At 64.6% G+C, this 19,617-nt stretch carries 19 protein-coding genes; 13 read left to right on the top strand and 6 right to left on the bottom strand.

All coding sequences use genetic code 11. The features are described 5' to 3' along the window. Nucleotides 1-38: 38 nt before the first annotated feature. Nucleotides 39-389, bottom strand: coding sequence for a hypothetical protein (locus ACVJGD_RS29450; protein ID WP_456637514.1), 351 nt, complete (start codon nucleotides 387-389; stop codon nucleotides 39-41). Between the two features lie 78 nt (nucleotides 390-467). On the opposite strand from ACVJGD_RS29450, the gene ACVJGD_RS29445 reads away from it, so the two are divergent. Together ACVJGD_RS29445 and ACVJGD_RS29440 are read left to right on the top strand one after the other, a co-directional pair. After that, nucleotides 468-1,004: a TetR/AcrR family transcriptional regulator gene (locus ACVJGD_RS29445; RefSeq protein WP_456637513.1), complete on the top strand. Its 537-nt coding sequence runs from the start codon at nucleotides 468-470 to the stop codon at nucleotides 1,002-1,004. Between the two features lie 41 nt (nucleotides 1,005-1,045). After that, nucleotides 1,046-1,243 (top strand): Trm112 family protein, encoded by a 198-nt coding sequence (locus ACVJGD_RS29440; protein ID WP_454623761.1) that lies wholly within the window; start codon nucleotides 1,046-1,048, stop codon nucleotides 1,241-1,243. Nucleotides 1,244-1,327: 84 nt separating this feature from the next. Here the strand turns inward: ACVJGD_RS29440 and ACVJGD_RS29435 are convergent, their stop codons facing one another. Then, nucleotides 1,328-2,548: a ubiquinone biosynthesis hydroxylase gene (locus ACVJGD_RS29435; RefSeq protein WP_456637512.1), complete on the bottom strand. Its 1,221-nt coding sequence runs from the start codon at nucleotides 2,546-2,548 to the stop codon at nucleotides 1,328-1,330. Between the two features lie 209 nt (nucleotides 2,549-2,757). Between ACVJGD_RS29435 and tesB the strand changes: the two genes are divergently transcribed. Then, nucleotides 2,758-3,618, top strand: a complete 861-nt coding sequence (gene tesB, locus ACVJGD_RS29430; protein ID WP_456637511.1) for an acyl-CoA thioesterase II — start codon at nucleotides 2,758-2,760, stop codon at nucleotides 3,616-3,618. Between the two features lie 237 nt (nucleotides 3,619-3,855). Here tesB and ACVJGD_RS29425 read toward each other — a convergent pair whose 3' ends face one another. Next, a complete protein-coding gene (locus ACVJGD_RS29425; protein WP_456637510.1) occupies nucleotides 3,856-4,737 on the bottom strand; it encodes a DUF4339 domain-containing protein in 882 nt (293 codons plus the stop codon). A 248-nt stretch (nucleotides 4,738-4,985) separates the two neighbouring features. On the opposite strand from ACVJGD_RS29425, the gene ACVJGD_RS29420 reads away from it, so the two are divergent. The 4 genes from ACVJGD_RS29420 (at nucleotide 4,986) to ACVJGD_RS29405 (ending at nucleotide 8,822) form a co-directional block, all read left to right on the top strand. Then, nucleotides 4,986-5,324 carry a P-II family nitrogen regulator gene (locus ACVJGD_RS29420; protein WP_028164749.1) on the top strand — a complete coding sequence of 113 codons (339 nt, stop codon included), beginning with the start codon at nucleotides 4,986-4,988 and terminating at the stop codon, nucleotides 5,322-5,324. A gap of 69 nt (nucleotides 5,325-5,393) precedes the next feature. Next, on the top strand, nucleotides 5,394-6,695 hold the full coding sequence (locus ACVJGD_RS29415) for an ammonium transporter (protein ID WP_456637509.1): 1,302 nt from the start codon (nucleotides 5,394-5,396) through the stop codon (nucleotides 6,693-6,695). Between the two features lie 307 nt (nucleotides 6,696-7,002). After that, nucleotides 7,003-7,341, top strand: coding sequence for a P-II family nitrogen regulator (locus ACVJGD_RS29410; RefSeq protein WP_028164751.1), 339 nt, complete (start codon nucleotides 7,003-7,005; stop codon nucleotides 7,339-7,341). 38 nt (nucleotides 7,342-7,379) lie between these two features. Further along, nucleotides 7,380-8,822: an ammonium transporter gene (locus ACVJGD_RS29405; protein WP_456637508.1), complete on the top strand. Its 1,443-nt coding sequence runs from the start codon at nucleotides 7,380-7,382 to the stop codon at nucleotides 8,820-8,822. Nucleotides 8,823-9,058: 236 nt separating this feature from the next. Here the strand turns inward: ACVJGD_RS29405 and ACVJGD_RS29400 are convergent, their stop codons facing one another. Continuing rightward, nucleotides 9,059-9,289 carry an AbrB/MazE/SpoVT family DNA-binding domain-containing protein gene (locus ACVJGD_RS29400; RefSeq protein WP_456637507.1) on the bottom strand — a complete coding sequence of 77 codons (231 nt, stop codon included), beginning with the start codon at nucleotides 9,287-9,289 and terminating at the stop codon, nucleotides 9,059-9,061. A gap of 159 nt (nucleotides 9,290-9,448) precedes the next feature. Between ACVJGD_RS29400 and ACVJGD_RS29395 the strand changes: the two genes are divergently transcribed. From ACVJGD_RS29395 to ACVJGD_RS29370, 6 genes are all read left to right on the top strand, one after another. After that, nucleotides 9,449-10,675 carry an aminotransferase class I/II-fold pyridoxal phosphate-dependent enzyme gene (locus tag ACVJGD_RS29395; protein WP_456637506.1) on the top strand — a complete coding sequence of 409 codons (1,227 nt, stop codon included), beginning with the start codon at nucleotides 9,449-9,451 and terminating at the stop codon, nucleotides 10,673-10,675. 20 nt (nucleotides 10,676-10,695) lie between these two features. Then, nucleotides 10,696-13,155 (top strand): DNA translocase FtsK, encoded by a 2,460-nt coding sequence (locus ACVJGD_RS29390; protein WP_456637505.1) that lies wholly within the window; start codon nucleotides 10,696-10,698, stop codon nucleotides 13,153-13,155. A gap of 101 nt (nucleotides 13,156-13,256) precedes the next feature. Then, on the top strand, nucleotides 13,257-14,060 hold the full coding sequence (locus ACVJGD_RS29385; protein WP_456637504.1) for an outer membrane lipoprotein carrier protein LolA: 804 nt from the start codon (nucleotides 13,257-13,259) through the stop codon (nucleotides 14,058-14,060). An 81-nt stretch (nucleotides 14,061-14,141) separates the two neighbouring features. Further along, nucleotides 14,142-15,317, top strand: coding sequence for an IS110 family RNA-guided transposase (locus ACVJGD_RS29380; RefSeq protein ID WP_456632918.1), 1,176 nt, complete (start codon nucleotides 14,142-14,144; stop codon nucleotides 15,315-15,317). A gap of 470 nt (nucleotides 15,318-15,787) precedes the next feature. After that, on the top strand, nucleotides 15,788-16,603 hold the full coding sequence (locus ACVJGD_RS29375; protein ID WP_456637503.1) for an exodeoxyribonuclease III: 816 nt from the start codon (nucleotides 15,788-15,790) through the stop codon (nucleotides 16,601-16,603). Nucleotides 16,604-16,752: 149 nt separating this feature from the next. Next, nucleotides 16,753-18,090, top strand: a complete 1,338-nt coding sequence (locus ACVJGD_RS29370; RefSeq protein WP_456633186.1) for an IS1182 family transposase — start codon at nucleotides 16,753-16,755, stop codon at nucleotides 18,088-18,090. 327 nt (nucleotides 18,091-18,417) lie between these two features. On the opposite strand, the gene ACVJGD_RS29365 is transcribed toward ACVJGD_RS29370, so the two are convergent. Then, nucleotides 18,418-18,858, bottom strand: coding sequence for a cyclic nucleotide-binding domain-containing protein (locus ACVJGD_RS29365; RefSeq protein ID WP_456637502.1), 441 nt, complete (start codon nucleotides 18,856-18,858; stop codon nucleotides 18,418-18,420). Nucleotides 18,859-18,899: 41 nt separating this feature from the next. Next, entirely contained in the window at nucleotides 18,900-19,586 is a 687-nt protein-coding gene (locus tag ACVJGD_RS29360) for a response regulator transcription factor (RefSeq protein ID WP_456637501.1), read from the bottom strand. Nucleotides 19,587-19,617: the final 31 nt, after the last annotated feature.

Raw genomic sequence — 19,617 nt, 5'->3', positions numbered from 1 at the left:
CGCTGCGCGCGCCCCGGAATGACAGCGTTGGGGGTTGGTTAATACCCCGCGACCGCCATCGCCACCACGGCGCTCAGCGCCATCCAGCCGAAATGCCGGCCGCGCGTCGCAACCGCATTGGCGAAAGCGGCAAACGCAAACACGCAGGCGAGCGTGACGACGATCCAGTGCCGCGCCGCCTCCGAGGCCATCCAGGGCGCGGCGAGCAACAGCACGCCGCCGCCGATCCACGCCACCGTGCCGGCCTGCCAGACCAGCCGGATCAGCGTGCGAAGCCGCGCCGGTTCGATCGTCATTTTCGGAAACACCTTGAACTCGCCGAGGTAGCCGTGGATCAGCGCCGCCGCGATCGCGGCGAGGCCGGAACATTGCAGCAGGATATCGCGCATCGCTCACCTCCATACAGTTGTGTATGGTTATCGCCCGCGCATTGGCGGCTGTCAATACACTGGTGTATGGTAGCCAGTATGACCGATCAGCTCTCCGCAAAGGACTGGCTCGACCAGGGCCTGAAGGCACTGGCAAAACGCGGCTTCACCGCGCTGAAGGCGGAGCCGCTGGCGAAGGAGATGGGCGTCTCCCGCGGCAGCTTCTACTGGCACTTCGCCGATATCGCCGCCTACCACGCCGCCGTCCTGAAACATTGGCGCGAGATCGCCGCCGAGCGGATCATCGTCGATGTCGAAGCGACGGCGGCAGGTTCCGACGCTCTGGCGGCACTGCTGCGGCGGGTGTTTTCCGAAAAGCTGGCGCTGGAAAACGCGGTCCGAAGCTGGGCGAACGTCGACGCTTCAGCACGGGCCGCCGTGCAGGCGATCGACCAGCGGCGGCTCGGCTATGTCGAGAGCCTCCTGAAACGGGCGGGTCTCACCGACGAGGTGGCCCGCGCCCGTGCCCAGATCCTCTATTGGGCGTTCCTCGGCCAGGCGCTGACCGAGCAGCCGCTACCGAAGGCAAAGCAGCAGGTGATCGTCGCCGAACTCTTGCGGATGGCGGTGCGCTAGTCGAACGTGATAGAGGATAGTCCTCAAGCTGGAAGACTGTCATGAGCGCCCCGACCGATCATCTCGAAAGCACCGCCGATCCAAAGCTCCTGGAAATCCTGGTCTGTCCGATCACCAAGGGTCCGCTGGAATTCGATGCGGAACGGCAGGAACTGATCTCGCGCTCGGCAAAACTCGCTTATCCGATCCGCGACGGCATCCCGATCATGCTGCCGGAAGAGGCCCGCAAGATCGAGTGATGGAGCAGGCGAGTGGCGAGTAGGGAATAGCGAATAGAAGGCTCTCAATTCCCCATTCGCCACTCCCCATTCGCTATTCGCCCTCTACAACGCTTCGCCCTTCAACAGCCGCGGCACTTCCCCCGACAACCCCGCCGCCTGGCGGATGAACATGCTCTTCAGCGGCGGCAGGCGGTCGACGACGCCGAGCCCGACGTCGCGCACGGTCCTGAGCAGCGTCGATTCGTTGGAGAACAGGAAGTTCAGCGAATTGGTCGCGACCCCCATCGCCATGGTGTCGAAGCGGCGCCAGCGCTGATAGCGCTCGAGCACGTCTGCTTGTCCAAGGTCGATGCCGAGCCGCGCCGCATCGACCACCACTTCCGCCAATGCCGCGACATCCTTCAGGCCCATATTGAGCCCTTGCCCTGCGATGGGATGGATCAGATGCGCGGCGTCGCCGACCAGGGCCATCCGCTCGGCGATGAAGGAGCGCGCGACGAAATAGCCGAGCGGGAAGGCGCGCGGCTTGTCGAGCGCCTTGACCTCGCCGAGATGCAGGCCGAAGCGCCGCTCCAGCTCGTCATGGAATTCCTGTTCGCTCAAGCCGACGATGCGGGACGCTTCCTTGCGGTTCTCGGTCCACACCAGCGACGAGCGGTTTCCCTTCAACGGCAGGATCGCAAACGGACCCGCGGGCAGGAAATGCTCTTCGGCGCGGCCCTGGTGATCGCGCTCGTGACCGACCGTGACGACGATGCCGGACTGATCGTAGTCCCAGCCATGGGTGACGATGCCGGCGCGTTCGCGCAGCTTCGAGCGCGCGCCATCGGCGGCCACCAGCAGGCTCGCTTCGATCGCGCTGCCATCGGCGAGCGTCACGCTGACGAGATCGGCATTGGCTTCGAAGTTTGAGACCGCCGTCGCGCGCAAATCGATGCCTGCGGCTTCGGCGTGCGCCACCAGCGCGTCGATCAGAAGCCGGTTCTCGACCATGTGCGCAAACGGCTCGCCGGGCTCGACATCGCCGGCGAAGGTCAGGAACGTTGGCCGGATGGCATCATCGAGCCGCGAATCGGTGACGACCATGTCGAGGATCGGCTGCGTGGTGTCGGCAATCTCGCCCCAGATGCCGATCGCCTCGAACAGCCGGCGGCAGGCCGCGACGATCGCGGTCGCCCGCGGATCGCGGCTCGGGCGCTGCCCGAGCGCCGGATCGGCCACGATGACGGGGATTTCGGCGCCCATCCCCTGGCGCAGCGCCAGGGCCAGCGCCAGACCCGCAAAGGCGCCCCCGCAAATGACAATGCCTCGTTGTGCCGACATGCAAGTCCCTTACGCGCTCATGCCCTCAGACTGTGCTTGCTACCTGATAACGGCTGGGCGAAACAGTGGCACCAAGCAAGGTGCTTAACATGGCACCGTCATTCCGGGGCGCGCGCCAGCGCGAACCCGGAAATCCAGAGGTTTTCGGCGCGAGATTCCGGGTTCGCGTCTGCGACGCGCCCGGAATGACGGTGGAAGAGGAAGCTTTCATGTCAAAAAGCCTGATTGACCTGCTTTCCATCCTGGATCTCGAGCCGCTCGAGGTGAATCTGTTCCGCGGCAACAGCCCGAAAACGAGCTGGCAGCGGGTGTTCGGCGGGCAGGTGATCGGCCAGGCCATGGTCGCGGCCTGCCGCACCGTCGAGGGCCGCCTGCCGCATTCGATCCATTGCTATTTCATCCTGCCGGGCGACCCGCAGGTCCCGATCATCTACCAGGTCGAGCGGCTGCGCGACGGCAAGAGCTATTCGACCCGCCGCGTCACCGCGATCCAGCACGGCAACGCCATCTTCTCGATCATGGTGTCGTTCCATGCCGAGGAGCAGGGCGCGTTCGATCACCAGGAGAAGATGCCGGACGTGCCGCCCCCGGAAAAGCTCACCGCCGAGGAGGTGTCGAAGCAGCCGATGTTCCGCGAGATGCCGGAGTTCATCCGCCGCTACTATGAATCCGATCGGCCGATCGAGCTGCGCCCGGTCGAGCTCGGCCGCTATTTCGGCCAGAAGATCGAGGAGGGCCGCATCCATGTCTGGATCCGCACCGCGGCGAAGCTGCCCGACGACCCCGCGCTGCATCTGTGCGCGCTCGCCTATGCATCCGACTTCTCATTGCTCGATGCGGTGATGGCGCGCTACGGCCGCACGCTGTTCGACAAGCGCATGATGCCGGCAAGCCTCGATCATGCGATGTGGTTTCACCGCCCGTTCCGCGCCGACGAATGGCTGCTCTACGCGCAGGACTCCCCGAGCGCGCAAGGCGGCCGCGGCCTCACGCGGGGCCTGATCTTCAAGCCCGACGGCACGCTGGTGGCGTCAGTGGCACAAGAAGGTTCGGTGCGCGAGAGAAAGTAACGGCGCACGGTTGGAGCGCGATGCCATGTCCACGCGGAAGGCGACTTCACCTCTCCCGCTTGCGGGAGAGGTCGGCGCGTAGCGCCGGGTGAGGGTTCTCTCCTCTTGGGGAATCCCAATGCGGAGACAGCCCCCACCCCGGCCCTCCCCCGCAAAGCGGGGAGAGGGGGCGCAGCTTCATCGTGGCTGCAGTTCAACCCAATCGGATCGTGCTCTAGCTAGAGCAGGATCGCTGCTCTAAGCATTCGCGAGCGTGCTGCGCTCGATCAGCGCGAATTGCGACACGTACCATTGCGTGTACCAGCGCAAGGCCCAGGGAATCGGAATCAGCAAGATGCAGCCGATCGCGAACACGATGGTTCGCCAGAGCAGCTCCAATCCCGACGCCTTGAAGATCACCTCGCGACGCGTGCCGATGATATTGCGACAGATCCAGCGCATGAAAGCGGTGCTCACCCAGGCCCAGCCGATGATGGTGAACAGCGAAATGTACAACAGCAGTTGCCAGCCGACGAAGGCCCAGATGCTGCCATCGAAGGCGATCGGCAACGGCTGACCGTTCGAGCTCAGATGGCTGACGACCCAGCGTATGACCACCCATGACAGGAATGTCTGCGCCAGAGCGCCTGCGAGCTGAAGGTAGTCATCAACGGCGCCGCCATAGTTCAGGATCCCCAGCGCGACGAACACGTACCAGATGTCGCCGACCTGTCCGTTGAACGCGAGGTTCGGCCGTCCGGGCACATGGATGCGGGGAACGATCCAGCGATAGAAATTGGTTGCGACCCAGGGAGCCGGGATCACGAGCAGCGTGCCCACCACGTAGAGCAGGATCCAACCTAGGAAGGACCAGAGCGGCGGATCGATCGACAGCGCCCCGCCGGTATAGCCGGCCGCGCTGACTGCCGGCGCGCCGCCCGGCGTCATCGCCGGCGGACCGGAGCTATCCGAGATCAGCCCGGGAATCTCGCCCGCCTTCTGCCAGCCCGCCATTCCCTCGGTCCAGACCAGCGTATCCGGCCCGACGATGCCCCGGACGATGAGATCGCGGAGCTGGGACTCGGGAAACGGGCCTCTTTGCTGGCCCTCGGATGCATAAAACCAGGATCGATCGGCCATGGCGTTTCCTTGGAAGCACAATCTTTGGCAGGACGTGCCAGCGGGAACGCTGGCGGAGCCGGAAAGCCGCATTGTGACGGACGATCATGTCCCCTGTACAGGGAACGAGGGCCGGGGCTGCCAATGTTTTCCCCCTAGACCTGCAACTTTTTTGTGCCATTTGCTCAGAAAGATGCCAGATTGCGCCCGCATCGGAGGCCGCCCAGAGAACAGGGCGGCCGCGCTTAAGAAAATGCGGGCCGCTAGTCATGAAACTTGTCGTCGCGATTATCAAACCCTTCAAGCTGGACGAGGTGCGCCAGGCGCTGACCGAGATCGGCGTCCACGGCATGACCGTGACTGAGGTGAAAGGCTATGGCCGGCAGAAGGGGCACACCGAGATCTACCGCGGCGCGGAATATGTCGTGAACTTCCTGCCCAAATTGCGCATAGAGATCGCAGTCGCATCCGACATCGCCGACAAGGCGGTCGAAGTCATCACCGCCAAGGCGCGCACTGGCCAGATCGGCGACGGCAAGATCTTCGTCACGCCGATCGATCACGCACTGCGGATCCGCACCGGCGAGACCGACAGCGACGCTCTCTAAGCTCTCTCCGAGCGCGACCGACAACGGCGCTGGTCGTATCAACCAAAACGATTTCTGCTGGGGAACACCATGGGGGCATCATCTCGTGCCGCGCGGCTGATCGCGCCACTTGGTCTTGCGATACTGTTGTCGGCGACGCCGGCGCGTGCCGAGACGCCAGCCATCAACGCCGCCGACACCGCATGGATGATCGTCGCCACCGCGCTGGTGCTGATGATGACGATCCCGGGGCTTGCGCTGTTCTATTCCGGCATGGTGCGCAAGAAGAACGTGCTGGCGACGATGGCGCAGAGTCTCGCGGCCGTCGCGATCGTCTCGATCCTCTGGGCCACTTTCGGCTACTCGCTCGCCTTCGTCGGCGACGGACCGTGGATCGGCACGCTCGACCGCTGGTTCCTCGCCGGGATGACCATGGACAGCGTCAATCCGGCGGCGAAGACGATCCCGGAAGCGCTGTTCATGCTGTACCAGATGACCTTTGCGATCATCACCGTGGCGCTGGTGGCGGGCTCGGTTGCCGACCGCATGCGCTTCTCCGCCTATCTCTGTTTCTCCATCGGCTGGTTCATCTTTGCTTATGTTCCGCTCGCACATTGGGTGTGGGGCGGCGGCTTCCTCGCCAATGTCGGCGTGCTCGACTTCGCGGGCGGGCTCGTCGTGCATCTTTCCGCCGGCATCAGCGGGCTTGTCGCCGCACAGGTGATGGGGCGGCGCCATGGCTATGGCAGCGAGAACCTGTCGCCGTTCGACCTGTCGCTCGCGGTGATCGGCACCGGGCTGCTCTGGGTCGGCTGGTTCGGCTTCAATGGCGGATCGGCTCTCACGGTGGGGTCGCGCGCGGTGATGGCGATCATCGCCACGCATCTTTCGGCCTGCGCGGGCGCGCTGACCTGGGGCGCGATCGAATGGGCGACGCGCCGCAAGCCATCGGTGCTCGGCATGATCTCGGGCGCGGTCGCAGGGTTGGGCACGATCACGCCGGCCTCGGGCTTCGTCGAACCGTGGCACGCGGTCATCATCGGCATCATCGCGGGCCTCATCTGCTTCTGGGCCTGCACCTGGCTGAAGCACCGCTTCAAATATGACGATTCGCTCGACGTGTTCGGCGTCCATGGCGTCGGCGGCATGGCCGGGACGCTGCTGGCCGGCGTTTTCGCGGTGAGCGCGATCGGCGGAACCGCCGGCCTGATCGAGGGCCATCCACAGCAGCTGCTGGTCCAGCTCTCCGGCGTCGCCGTTACCCTGATCTGGTGCGGCGGCGTGACCTTCGTGCTCCTGAAGCTGGTCAGCGCCTTCGTCCCGCTCCGCGTGTCGCTGCAGGCGGAGCTGGAGGGCCTGGATATCTCGCAGCACGGCGAGGCATTGCAGTAGCCCCGCTACTTAATTACCGCCGATCTGCCGCACCGCTGGGCAGGATTATGTCCAGACTCTGGCATGCCTATGGATTAGGCGATATTGATTACATTTTGAGCGCGGCGGAATAGCGCAGGTCTGGCCAATTCGCGTCAAGCGCGAAAACGGGCGGATTCATAATCCGTTAGGCAGCGCCGTCGATCTGGCACGGCATTTGATTCTAACGCCGGCGGCTGTGACCGCGTCGTGAATTTTCTCCGCGTGGTGGATCTCAGTCGAAAAACACCCGGTTCGTCTGCACCGGGCCCAAGCGGGGATAGGACACATGAAAATTGTTATGGCGATCATTAAGCCATTCAAGCTGGAAGAAGTCCGCGACGCCCTGACCGCCATTGGCGTTCACGGTCTCACGGTGACGGAAGTCAAGGGGTACGGGCGTCAGAAGGGCCACACTGAGATCTATCGCGGCGCGGAGTACGCCGTGAGCTTCCTGCCCAAGATCAAGATCGAGGTCGCGGTTGCGGCCGACCAGGTCGACAAGACCATCGACGCCATCACATCGGCGGCAAAGACCGGGCAGATCGGCGACGGCAAGATCTTCGTCATCAACCTCGACCACGCGGTGCGCATCCGCACCGGCGAGGCCGACGCCGCGGCCCTCTGATTTCGCGCTCAAACCTTACAATTCAGGAGTAGAATAACATGACGTTCAAACGTCCCCACGGCGCGGGATTGGCGGCACTCGCATTCGGCCTGTTCGCCGCGACCGCTGCCTATGCCGAACCGACCGTCAACAAGGGCGACAACGCCTGGATGCTCACCTCGACGGTGCTGGTGCTGTTGATGACGATCCCGGGACTGGCGCTGTTCTATGGCGGCCTGGTCCGCACCAAGAACATGCTCTCCGTGCTGATGCAGGTGTTCTACAGCGTCTGCATCGTCGTCGTGATCTGGGCGATCTACGGTTACAGCCTCGCCTTCACCGGCGGTTCGGATTTCATCGGCGGGTTCTCGAAGGCTTTCCTGGCGGGGATCAACGCGGATTCCAAGGCCGCGACCTTCAGCGTCGACGCCAACATTTCGGAGCTGGTCTATATCTGCTTCCAGATGACCTTCGCGGCGATCACGCCCGCGCTGATCGTCGGCGCTTTTGCCGAGCGCATGAAGTTCGCCGCGGTTGCGCTGTTCATCCCGCTCTGGGTGACGCTGATCTACTTCCCGATCGCGCACATGGTCTGGTACTGGGCCGGCCCGGACGCGATCACCGATGCGGCGAAGGCGCTGGCGGCCGCGGCTGACGGCGCGGCGAAAACCGCAGCGCAGGCCAAGCTCGACGAGATCAACGCGGATGCCGGCTGGATCTTCAAGAAGGGCGCGATCGACTTCGCCGGCGGCACCGTCGTGCACATCAACGCCGGCATCGCCGGTCTCGTCGGCGCGCTGCTGATCGGCAAGCGCACCGGCTACGGCAAGGAGCTGATGGCTCCGCACTCTCTGACCATGTCCATGGTCGGCGCCTCGCTGCTCTGGGTCGGCTGGTTCGGTTTCAACGCCGGTTCGAACTTAGAGGCCAACGGTAGCGCCGCGCTCGCCATGACCAACTCCTTCGTCGCGACCGCGGCGGCGGCGTTGTCCTGGATGTTTGCGGAATGGATCATCAAGGGTCATCCCTCCGTGCTCGGCGCCATCTCCGGCGCGGTCGCGGGCCTCGTTGCGGTCACGCCGGCTTGCGGCTTCTCCGGTCCGATGGGTGCGATCGTGCTCGGCCTCGTGGTCGGCGTGGTCTGCCTGTTCTTCTGCACCGTGGTGAAGAATGCGCTGGGTTACGACGACTCGCTCGACGTGTTCGGCGTCCACTGCATCGGCGGCATCGTCGGCGCGCTCGGCACCGGCATCCTGGTGAACCCGGCGCTCGGCGGAACCGGCATCATGGACTACGTCGCCGGCAAGATCGCCGACTACGACTTCGTCACCCAGATGACCGCGCAAGTGTGGGGCGTCTGCACCACGCTGGTGTGGTCGGGCGTCGGTTCGGCGATCATCTACAAGGTCGTCGACGTGATCGTCGGCCTGCGCGCCAACGTCGAGACCGAGCGTGAAGGCCTCGACATCACCGAGCACACGGAGCGCGCCTACAACATGTGAGTTCTCCCGGGGTGTGACTTCTCCCGGGGTCACACCCAGAACTACGGTTCGGGCACATACCCGGCAATGCCCCGACCGTTGAGGGGCTCCAGCGCAAGTTGGAGCCCCTTTCTTTTTGGGCGGCTACCGAAGAAGAAGCGCCAAGCCGTCACGTGTCTGAGGGCATGCCGGCCTTCGAGCGACTGCCGGCGCAGTGAGGGCTACGCGATAGCGGATCGCATCAAGCGTCGCATCGATCAATCGTCTCGAAGCAATGACATAAGTTCGTCGGTGGACAGGCCCGGACCTGCCCTTCCGATGACTTTGGCAAACCGATTGGGCGGCCGCGTTTGGTCGGCTCGCTCGATGACGATGCTGCCATTGTCAGCCGGACGGAACACAACCTCGGTGCCGGTGGCCAGTCCCAAATGGTCCCGTACCCATTTGGGAACCGTCACCCGGCCATCTTCCGAAACCTTGTCAGACATCGCGACCTCGAAAAATTGCACGCAGGCAGAGAATAGCAAAATCGCCACGAACACCGATGGTTAATCGCGTCTTAACCTCGCCGTATCTATGGTGGCTTGATCGGTTTACGGTCGAGCTAGATTCCCCTCGACCGCATTGAAAGTGCTGGCGTTTAGAACATGGCAATGACCGCTCCCTCCGGCGTGGCGCAAGACGCCGGCAGCGTAATGCCGGCCGGTCAGGCCGAACGTTCCCCGTTTGCGCGCACAGCCGAGCTGCTGGCGCCGTACCAGCCCGGCAAGCCATTGATTACGCTGTCCTTAGGGGAGCCGCAGCACCCGGTTCCGGCCTTTGTCGGACCGGTACTCGCTAAGCACACACCCGAGTTCGGCCGCTATCCGCTCGCCAGGGGCATCGAGCCGTTCCGCCGCGCGGCGGCGAACTGGCTGTCAAGCCGGTTCCACCTGCCGCGGCCGGTCGATCCCGAGAGCGAAGTCCTGGTGCTGAACGGCAGCCGCGAGGGCCTGTTCTTTGCCGCCATTGCCGCCGCCCGCTATGTCGGCCCGCGCCATGGGACGCCGGCGATATTGATGCCGAACCCGTTCTATCCGGCCTATGGCGCTGGTGCCCGTGCCTCAGGCTGCGAGCAAGTCTATCTGCCGACCACGCCGGCCAACGGATTCCTGCCCGATCTCGACGCGCTCGATGACGCGCTGCTGGCGCGCACGGTGGCGTTCTACATTGCCTCGCCCGCGAACCCGCAAGGGTCAGTGGCTTCACGCGATTATTTCATGCGACTGAAAGCGCTCGCCGACCGTTTCGGGTTCATCATCCTGAGCGACGAATGCTATTCGGAGATCTACACCAGGGAAGCGCCGGGCAGCGCGCTGGAATGCGCCGGCGCGGACTTCAGCAATGTGATCGTGTTCCAGTCGCTCTCGAAGCGCTCGAACCTGCCGGGCATGCGTGTCGGCTTTGCCGCCGGCGACAAGAAATTCCTCGCCGCCTTCCATGAACTGCGCAATGTCGCGGCACCTCAGGTGCCGGTGCCGCTGCAGCATGTCGCGGTCGCCGCCTATAGCGACGAGGCACATGTCGAGGAGAACCGCAGACTCTACCGGATCAAGTTCGATCTCGCCGACCAGATCCTCGGCAGCCGCTACGGCTACCAGCGTCCGGCTGGCGGCTTCTGCGTCTGGCTCGACGTCTCCGAGCGAGGCGGCGACGAGGCCGCAACGGTGAAACTTTATCGCGATGCCGGCGTGCGCGTGATCCCGGGCAGCTATCTGGCGCGGCCGCAAGCCGACGGCTCCAATCCCGGCGCGGGCTATATCCGGCTCGCGCTGGTCTCCGACAGTGAATCAACGGCCGAGGCGCTGCACCGCCTGGTCGAAACCTTAAGTTAATCGCAAGGCTTTGGAAGCGCATGCCAGCGATCGAACGTGTCATTCCCCTGGTCGGCCATCTGCCGGTCCCGATCCGCGAAGCCTTGGAGCGGCGGGTGCGAGAATTCGGCGGGCTGTGCCTGATCACGCTTGCCGGCTTTGCCGCCGCGGCGCTGATGACGTGGTCGGTGCAGGACCCGAGCCTGAGCCACGCCACGTCGCGCCCGATCCGCAACATCCTCGGCTATTCCGGCGCGATCGGCGCCGACCTGTTGATGCAGATCCTGGGGCTTGGCGCCATCATGCTGATCCTGCCCATCGCGGTGTGGGGCTGGCGCATGCTGACGCATCGCGCCTTCGACCGCGAAGCGCTGCGGCTCGCATGCTGGATCCTCGCCACCGTGATCGCCGCGGGTTTCGCGAGTTGTTTCCCACATAATGGCGCCTGGCCGCTGCCGACCGGGCTCGGCGGCGTGGTCGGCGATGCGCTGGTGCGCGCGCCCGCGGTGGTGTTCGGTCCGGCCGGACTGATCTATCGCCTGGTGCTCGGCAGCATCCTGTTCGTCGCGATGACCGCGAGCTTTTTGTTCGCGAGCGGCTGGGGCGCGAAGGAGAGCGAAGAAGAGCTGACGGCGATCGAGGATCATGACGAGCCGTTCGTCGAGGAAGACGAGGAAGACCGCTCTTCGGTCTCGCTCGGCTGGCTGTTCCACGCGGTAATGAGCGCGAAGGCGCGGCTCGGCTGGCTGCTCGGCACTGCCTATCGCTCGCTGGTCTCGAGCGCGCCGCAGCGCGGCGCCGGCGCGTTCGAACGGCAGGAACCCAGTCTCGGCGGCCGTGCCGCGCCGTCCGTGGTCCCGGAGGCCAGCGAGGAATTCGACGAGGAGGTCGAAGAGGAGGAAGACGCGGAGGAGGAAGAGGACGAGGCGCCCGTCGCTCGCGCGCCGCGCAAGAAGGCCGAGCCGCGCGCGAAGAAGAAGTCCTCCGACAAGTTCGAGCTGCCCTCGGTCTCCGTGCTGTCGGCGCCGAAGGCCGCCGATCGCCAGCCGCTCAGCAAGGCCGAGCTCGAAGCCAATTCGCGCGCGCTCGAAGGCGTGCTGCAGGATTTCGGCGTCCGCGGCGAGATCGTCAAGGCCAATCCGGGTCCGGTGGTGACGCTGTACGAGCTCGAGCCCGCGCCTGGCATCAAGTCGTCGCGCGTGATTGGCCTCGCCGACGACATCGCGCGCTCGATGAGCGCGCTGTCGGCCCGCGTCGCCGTCGTCGCCGGCCGCAACGCCATCGGCGTCGAATTGCCGAATGCGCATCGCGAAAAGGTTTACCTGCGCGAACTCCTGACCGCGAAGGAAGCGATGGAGTCGGTGGCAAAGCTGCCGCTCTGTCTCGGCAAGACCATCGGCGGCGATCCCGTCATCATCGACCTCGCGCGCACGCCGCACATGCTGATCGCCGGCACCACCGGCTCCGGCAAATCGGTCGCGATCAACACCATGATCCTGAGCCTGCTCTATCGGCTGCGCCCCGACCAGTGCCGCCTGATCATGGTCGATCCCAAGATGCTCGAACTTTCCGTCTATGACGGCATCCCGCATCTTTTGACGCCCGTCGTCACCGATCCCAAGAAAGCGGTGGTCGCGCTCAAGTGGGCCGTGCGCGAGATGGAAGAGCGCTACAAGAAGATGGCGAAGCTCGGTGTGCGCAACATCGACGGCTACAACGCGCGTCTGGTCGAAGCGAAGGGCAAGGGCGAAGAGCTGACGCGCACCGTGCACACCGGCTTCGACAAGGAGACCGGCAAGGCGATCTACGAGGAGGAGAAGCTCGATCTCGATCCGCTTCCCTACATCGTCATCATCGTCGACGAGATGGCCGACCTGATGATGGTCGCCGGCAAGGACATCGAGGGCGCGGTGCAGCGCCTTGCGCAGATGGCGCGCGCCGCGGGCCTGCACGTGATCCTCGCTACCCAGCGTCCGTCGGTCGACGTCATCACCGGCACCATCAAGGCCAACTTCCCGACCCGCATCGCCTTCCAGGTCACCTCGAAGATCGACAGCCGCACCATCCTGGGCGAGATGGGCGCCGAGCAACTGCTGGGACAGGGCGACATGCTCTACATGGCGGGCGGCGGCCGCATCAGCCGCGTGCACGGCCCGTTCGCCTCCGACGAGGAAGTCGAGAAGGTGGTGCGCCATCTCAAGACGCAGGGGCAGCCGGAATATCTGGAAGCCGTTACCGCCGAAGAGCCGACCGACGAGGACGGCGCGGTATTCGATGCCACCGGCATGGGTGGGGATGGCGGCGGCGACCTCTATGCGCAGGCGGTGGCGATCGTCAAACGCGACCGCAAGGCCTCGACGTCCTATATTCAACGCCGCCTGCAGATCGGCTACAACCGTGCCGCCTCACTGATGGAGCGGATGGAACTCGAAGGCATTGTCGGCCAGGCCAATCATGCCGGCAAGCGCGAGATCCTGATCGAGGAAGAGGGCAGCATGTGATCCTGCCCCGATAATTTCACGGAAAAGCCAATATCCGCAGGGTACTACCCACGATAAACTAGTCATCGGAACACGCGTTGCATCAGAATCCGAAATACCGAATGGCCAAATACCACGCTTATCGCGCCATCCATTCCGGATTGGCGATCCTGATCGCTACGTCGATCGCCGGCGCCGCGCCGTCATCGGCGCAAAACGTGCCGGTGCCGAAGCCCGCGCCGAAGGGCCGCGACGGGACGCAGATGAGCGCGCAGGAGCAGAAGGGCCCGACGACGACAGGTTCGACGCAGACGCCGCCGACCCCTGTGATCCCCGATCCGCGCCGCAACGTTCCCGCCAACATATTCGCGACGTTCGACGCCAACCAGAAGGCGCAGGCCGCCAGGATCAGCAGCTATCTCTCCTCGCTGCAGACGCTCTCCGGCAGCTTCGTGCAGGTCGGTCCCGACGGCTCCAAGACCAAGGGCGATTTCTACATCCAGAAGCCCGGCAAGGTCCGCTTCGAATATGAGCCGCCCAGCCCGATCGACATCGTCGCCGACGGCTCCTCGGTCGCGGTGCGCGATCGCAAGCTCGCGACGCAGGATATCTATCCGCTGTCGCAGACGCCGCTGCGCTATCTCCTGTCCGACCGCATCGATTTGATGAAGGACACCAATGTCGTCAGCGTCACCGCCGACGATGTCTTCATCTCGATCACGATCGAGGAGAAGCAGGCGCTGATCGGCACCAGCCGCTTGATGCTGATGGTCGGCGCCAAGGACGGCCAGCTCAAGCAGTGGACCGTCACCGACCCGCAGGGCTACGACACCACGGTCGCGGTCTACAATCTCGATTCCACCAAGAAGATCGATCCGGGCCTGTTCAAGATCGATTTCACCAACTATGCGACCCCGCCGGGATAGTTGCCTGTAGATTCCATGGGGCGGTGAGCGCGCCCTTTCCGGTAGGTTTGGGTTTCCACACTCGAACCATCGGAGAGTCTGATGCAAGCATTGACCAAGAACACGCCCACCGCCGGGCATTGTGGCACGATTTTCGTTGCGATCGAACTGAGTCAGAAGACGTGGCTGGTGACGCTGCACAGTCCGGATCGGGACCGGATATCGCGCCACAAGCTGGAAGGCGGCGATCACGCCGGGCTGCTGGCGCTGATCGAGCAGGTCAAGGCCCGGGCGACTGCGAAGCTTGGAGCGGCGCCGCGGGTGGTGAGCTGCTACGAGGCTGGCTATGACGGCTTCTGGCTGCACCGGCTGCTCGCGGCGGCTGGGATCACCAACTTCATCTTCGACCCGGCGAGCATCGCGGTGGAGCAACGGGCGCGGCGGGCGAAGACAGACCGGATCGATGGCGAGCTTCTGCTGCGCACCTTGATGGCTCATTTGCGAGGCGAGCCGCGGGTGGTGCGGATCGTCCGGGTGCCGAGCGTGGCCGAGGAGGACGCCCGGCGCGCCAGCCGCGAACGCGAACGACTGGTGAAGGAGCAGACGGGGCACACCAACCGGATCAAGGCGCTGCTGCGCCTGTTGGGCATGGCGGCCGGCACCTTGCGACGACGGACCTGGCTCGCCTGGCTGGAGCAGCAGCGGGACTGGCAAGGGCAGCCGCTGCCGCCGCAGCTTCTGGCCGAAGTGAAGCGCGAGCATGCCCGGCTGATGCTGGTGCGCGACCAGCTCAAGGCGCTGGAGCAGGCCCAAGTCGCTACAGAAGTCGCGGCAGAAGTCGCGGCGGAAGCCGCCGCGGCGCCGGCGCCGATGGCGAAGCGACGGGATCAGTTGCAGCAGCTCAAGGCGCTCGGCCCGGCGTTTGCCGCGACGCTGGTGAACGAGGTGTTCTACAAGGACTTCCGCAACCGGCGCGAGGTCGCCAGCTATTGCGGATTGGCGCCCAGTCCCTGGCAAAGCGGCAGCATCGATCGCGAGCAGGGGATCAGCAAGGCCGGCAACCGGCGCGCCCGCCACAAGACGATCGAACTGGCCTGGCTCTGGCTGCGCCATCAGCCGGACAGCGCGCTCAGCCGCTGGTTCCGCACCCGCACCGAAAACGCCGGCAAGCGCGCCAAGCGCATCGCCATCGTCGCGCTGGCGCGCAAGCTGATCGTGGCGCTGTGGCGCTATCTCACCACCGGCCTTGTTCCGGAGCAGGCCGTGATGAAGGCCTAGCACCGGACCACGCCACCAGGGCGAGGCGGCTCCGCGCCGCGCGCCCCGTACAGGATGGATGATGACCGTGCCACCCAGGGGCCCAACCAGGCCGCTTTGTAGATGGGTCTCATCCTCTTGGCTTCCTCGCCGCAAGCATGCGGAATGTGGGTACGGATCAGCCGATCCGACCGGATATGAGGTGATGCAGTGAGCTGCAGAAATCTTCGGAAGCCAATCCTCGCCCGGGGCCCGGTCGTCGCGCTGCGCTACGCATGGCTCCGCGCGCCGCCCTCTCACTGCAAAAACCCAACCCGCACCGGTTCAAGAGCCTTGACTCACAAAGCCCCATATGAGGGTGGGCAAAGCGCAGCGTGCCCACCCTCACGAGCGGAGTTGGTAGTGGTGGGCACGCTGCGCTTTGCCCACCCTACGCGTCCCCTGTGGACAATCGATTCCCCAGCCGCAATCCATGCTAAGACGCAGTTCCCATGCGTCTCTCCCTCACAACCTGGAACATCAACTCGGTGCGCCTGCGCATCGACCTCGTCGCCAAGTTCATCAAGCAGGCGCGGCCGGATGTGCTCTGCCTGCAGGAGACCAAATGCATCGACGACGCCTTTCCGCTGAAGCGGTTCAAGCGGCTCGGCTATGAGCATGTCGCGCTGAACGGGCAGAAGGGCTATCACGGCGTCGCGATCATCTCGAAAGTGCCGTTCGAGAAAACCGACATTCGCACCTTCTGCGACAAGATCGATTCCCGCCACATCTCGGTCGAGTTCGGCGACAAGGCGCAGCTTTCAAGGCCGCTGGTGCTGCATAACTTCTATGTGCCGGCCGGCGGCGATATTCCCGATCCCGCGCTCAATCCGAAATTCGAGCACAAGCTGCAGTTCCTCGACGAGATGAAAGCCTGCGAGCCCTTGCATCCGCGCGGCGAGGACCGTCACATCCTCGTCGGCGACCTCAACGTTGCCCCGCATGAGAATGACGTCTGGTCGCACAAGCAGCTCTTGAAGGTCGTCTCGCATACACCGATCGAAACCGAGAAGCTGCTCGCAGCCCAGGTGCATGGCGAATGGTTCGACGTCGCGCGGGAGCGGATTCCATTGTCGGAGAAGGTCTACACCTGGTGGAGCTATCGCGCCGCCGACTGGACCGTCGGCGACCGCGGCCGCCGGCTCGACCACATCTGGGTCTCGCGCGCGCTGAAGGACAGCGTCACGGATTTCACCATCACCCGCGACGCCCGGAGCTGGGAGAGGCCATCGGACCACGTGCCGGTGACGGTCACGCTGGAGGTGTAGCCGGCTGTCGTCCCGGACGCACTCAGGGATAACGCGGAGCCACAACTGACGTCCTCATCCTGAGAGCGTGAGAATCTTTAGGCAATGAGCATTTGCCACAGCCGCGGTGCTGTGATTCGCTTGCATTGCGCGCGAGGCAGGGGCTGACGATGGCTGACGAGCAATTGTTCGAGGGGTTACCTGAGCAGGAAAGACCGCAGGCCGAAGGGCGTGGTGCGCTGCGGCTGCGGGTGCCGGAACGCAGTCAGATCGGCATGCAGGTGGCGGCATTGGACGATCTGATCTCGGAGGATCATCCGGTCCGCTCGGTCTGGGCGTTCGTCGAGGGGCTGGATCTGTCGGCGTTGCACGAGGTGATCAAGGCGCGCGAGGGCCAGCCCGGACATCCGCCAGCAGCACCGGAACTGATGTTGGCGCTTTGGCTGTGGGCCACGGTCGATGGGGTGGGCAGCGCCCGCCAACTGGATCGGCTGTGCCGCGATCATCTGGTCTATCGCTGGTTATGCGGCGGGGTGTCGATGAACTATCACAGCCTGTCGAACTTCCGGATCGCGCATATGGCAGTTCTGGAGCGGCTGCTGGCGCAGGGGGTCGCATCCATGGTGGAAGCTGGCCTGGTGTCGCTCGACACGTTGGCGCAGGATGGCTTGCGGGTGCGCGCGGGTGCCGGGGCGAGTTCCTTCCGCCGGCGCGCGCGGCTTGATGATCTGCTCACCGCGGCGCAGACGCGGGTGGCGCGCCTGCGCGCTGAAGCCGAGACGGATCCGGCGGCTGGCGATCGTCGCCAGCGGGCGGCGAAGGCGCGTGGCGCCCGCGAGCGCGAGGCGCGGATCGCGGCGGCGCAGCAGCGCATGAAGGAACTGGAGGTCGAGCGGGAGCGGCGCGAGAAGACCAACAAGAACCAGGTGGCCAAGCAGAAGGAGCCGCGCGCTTCGACCACCGATACCGACGCGCGGGTGATGAAGATGGCCGATGGTGGGTGGCGTCCGGCTTATAACATGCAGATCATCTCGGCGCCGGAACACCAGGTGATCGTTGCGGTCGACATCGATACCAGCGGCTCGGATCGCGGCCTGGCGCAACCGGGGATCGAGACGGTGCACGCTGAAGGCTACGACCCCTCCAACTATCTGGTCGACGGCGGCTTCACCAAGAACGACGACATCGAGTGGGCCCACGCCAAAGATATCAAACTGTGGTGCCCGGCGGGGCAAACCAGGCACGGCACCGACCCTTATGCGCCGAAGCAGGGTGACGGTGTTGGCGTCGCGGATTGGCGTGAACGCATGCAGAGCAAGGACGGTAAGGCATTCTACCGACTGCGCGCCGAGCACGAATGCATCAATGCCCATGCCCGCCGCATGGGACTGCGCCAGCTAACCCTGCGCGGCAAGATCAAGGCCCGCCTCCATCTGCTGTGGTTCGCCGTCGCTCACAACATGATGCGCTTCCTCGCCTTGCACGCCAAGGCGCAGGTCGCGGCATGAACAGAGGCGTCCACGCCAGCAGGTGCCCACAAAGCGCCGCAGCAGCCGCAGCACCGGCCCGGAGGTCAGATCGCGGTCATTCGGCGCCGGCTCAACCGAAAAGCTTTACGGTCTGTGCCTTCCAGCCCATCACATGTAAAATTCTCCGGACAAGGCGAATCATTCTCACCCTCTGAGGAGCGCGCGCTTGCGCGCGTCTCGAAGGATGGGCCACGGGCGCCACTGGGGCCTCATGGTTCTCCGAGCGATGCGCAGCATCGTCTCGAGACGGCGCTTGCGCGCCTCCTCACCAAGAGGGGGAAGCAGCTACATGGGGGACGACAGGAGCTATTTGCTCAACTTCCCACCGGCCACCAGAATATCGCTGGCGATCTGGCTGGTGCGGGTGGCGAATTCGTCGCGCAGCCGCCGCGCCGCGGCAGGATCGCTTTCCAGCACGCGCTGAAACAGGCTGCGCGCAATTCGAATGCAGATGGTGCGCTCCAGCGCGATCGCGGTCGACGGCCGCTTCATCGACACGATCAGCGCGAGCTCGCCGATCAGTGCGCCGGGGCCGGCGATGATCTCGGCACCGCCGTCCTCGACACGGAAGGCGCCATGCTGGACGACATATCCCGCATCCGCCTCGTCGCCGGCATGGAAGAGAACATCGCCACGTTCGAAATTGCGCTGTTCGGAGCCGATCGCGAGCATGCGCAGCGCAGTGTCCCCCAGCAGGCGCAAGGTGGAGACGCGTTCGAGCAGCGCTACATCATCTTCGATCGACATTCAGCCAGGTGACCGGGGATACGATTCGGTCGCGAATCGTATCACGGCACCAGTTTGTAGCCACCGGCTTCCGTCACCAGGATCTCGGGATTGGCCGCGTCTTTCTCGATCTTCTGCCGGAGCCGGTAGATATGCGTTTCCAGCGTGTGGGTGGTGACGCCCGAATTGTAGCCCCAGACCTCCTGCAGCAGCGTCTCGCGCGACACCGGCATCTGGCCGGCACGGTAGAGGAAACGCAGGATCGCGGTCTCCTTCTCGGTCAGCCGCACTTTCCGCGCATTGGCGGCGGTCAGCATTTTCGAGCCGGGGCGGAAGCTGTAGGGGCCGACAGAGAATACCGCGTCCTCGCTGGCCTCGTGCTGGCGGAGCTGGGCCCGGATCCGGGCCAGCAGCACCGCGAAGCGGAAGGGCTTTGCCACATAGTCGTTGGCGCCCGATTCGAGGCCCAGGATGGTGTCGGAATCGGTGTCATGCCCGGTCAGCATGATGATCGGCGCCTTGAAGCCGCCCTTGCGCAAGGATCGCACCACCTCGCGGCCATCGGTGTCGGGAAGGCCCACGTCCATCAGAACCAGATCGGGAGAATTGGTTTTTGCGGCGCTGGCGCCCTTGGCGCCGGTGTCGACTGCGGAGGCTTCGAATTCCTCGTGAAGGGAAAGTTGCTCGACCAGCGTGTCGCGCAGGTCGTTGTCATCATCCACGATCAAAATCTTGCGGGCATTGGCCATAGGAACGATCCTCTTGGAGGCAGGCAGCAGC

The organism is Bradyrhizobium sp. USDA 10063 (genome assembly GCF_054063735.1).
The sequence above is the reverse complement of the archived record's forward strand: the minus strand, read 5'-3'. Positions and strand labels throughout refer to the sequence as shown.

Excerpts from the sequence above, each read along its gene's own strand:
- ACVJGD_RS29450 (WP_456637514.1), bottom strand. The coding sequence starts at position 389 with ATGCGCGATATCCTGCTGCAATGTTCCGGCCTCGCCGCGATCGCGGCG.
- ACVJGD_RS29445 (WP_456637513.1), top strand. The coding sequence starts at position 468 with ATGACCGATCAGCTCTCCGCAAAGGACTGGCTCGACCAGGGCCTGAAG.
- ACVJGD_RS29440 (WP_454623761.1), top strand. The coding sequence starts at position 1,046 with ATGAGCGCCCCGACCGATCATCTCGAAAGCACCGCCGATCCAAAGCTC.
- ACVJGD_RS29435 (WP_456637512.1), bottom strand. The coding sequence starts at position 2,548 with ATGTCGGCACAACGAGGCATTGTCATTTGCGGGGGCGCCTTTGCGGGT.
- tesB (WP_456637511.1), top strand. The coding sequence starts at position 2,758 with ATGTCAAAAAGCCTGATTGACCTGCTTTCCATCCTGGATCTCGAGCCG.
- ACVJGD_RS29425 (WP_456637510.1), bottom strand. The coding sequence starts at position 4,737 with ATGGCCGATCGATCCTGGTTTTATGCATCCGAGGGCCAGCAAAGAGGC.
- ACVJGD_RS29420 (WP_028164749.1), top strand. The coding sequence starts at position 4,986 with ATGAAACTTGTCGTCGCGATTATCAAACCCTTCAAGCTGGACGAGGTG.
- ACVJGD_RS29415 (WP_456637509.1), top strand. The coding sequence starts at position 5,394 with ATGGGGGCATCATCTCGTGCCGCGCGGCTGATCGCGCCACTTGGTCTT.
- ACVJGD_RS29410 (WP_028164751.1), top strand. The coding sequence starts at position 7,003 with ATGAAAATTGTTATGGCGATCATTAAGCCATTCAAGCTGGAAGAAGTC.
- ACVJGD_RS29405 (WP_456637508.1), top strand. The coding sequence starts at position 7,380 with ATGACGTTCAAACGTCCCCACGGCGCGGGATTGGCGGCACTCGCATTC.
- ACVJGD_RS29400 (WP_456637507.1), bottom strand. The coding sequence starts at position 9,289 with ATGTCTGACAAGGTTTCGGAAGATGGCCGGGTGACGGTTCCCAAATGG.
- ACVJGD_RS29395 (WP_456637506.1), top strand. The coding sequence starts at position 9,449 with ATGGCAATGACCGCTCCCTCCGGCGTGGCGCAAGACGCCGGCAGCGTA.
- ACVJGD_RS29390 (WP_456637505.1), top strand. The coding sequence starts at position 10,696 with ATGCCAGCGATCGAACGTGTCATTCCCCTGGTCGGCCATCTGCCGGTC.
- ACVJGD_RS29385 (WP_456637504.1), top strand. The coding sequence starts at position 13,257 with ATGGCCAAATACCACGCTTATCGCGCCATCCATTCCGGATTGGCGATC.
- ACVJGD_RS29380 (WP_456632918.1), top strand. The coding sequence starts at position 14,142 with ATGCAAGCATTGACCAAGAACACGCCCACCGCCGGGCATTGTGGCACG.
- ACVJGD_RS29375 (WP_456637503.1), top strand. The coding sequence starts at position 15,788 with ATGCGTCTCTCCCTCACAACCTGGAACATCAACTCGGTGCGCCTGCGC.
- ACVJGD_RS29370 (WP_456633186.1), top strand. The coding sequence starts at position 16,753 with ATGGCTGACGAGCAATTGTTCGAGGGGTTACCTGAGCAGGAAAGACCG.
- ACVJGD_RS29365 (WP_456637502.1), bottom strand. The coding sequence starts at position 18,858 with ATGTCGATCGAAGATGATGTAGCGCTGCTCGAACGCGTCTCCACCTTG.
- ACVJGD_RS29360 (WP_456637501.1), bottom strand. The coding sequence starts at position 19,586 with ATGGCCAATGCCCGCAAGATTTTGATCGTGGATGATGACAACGACCTG.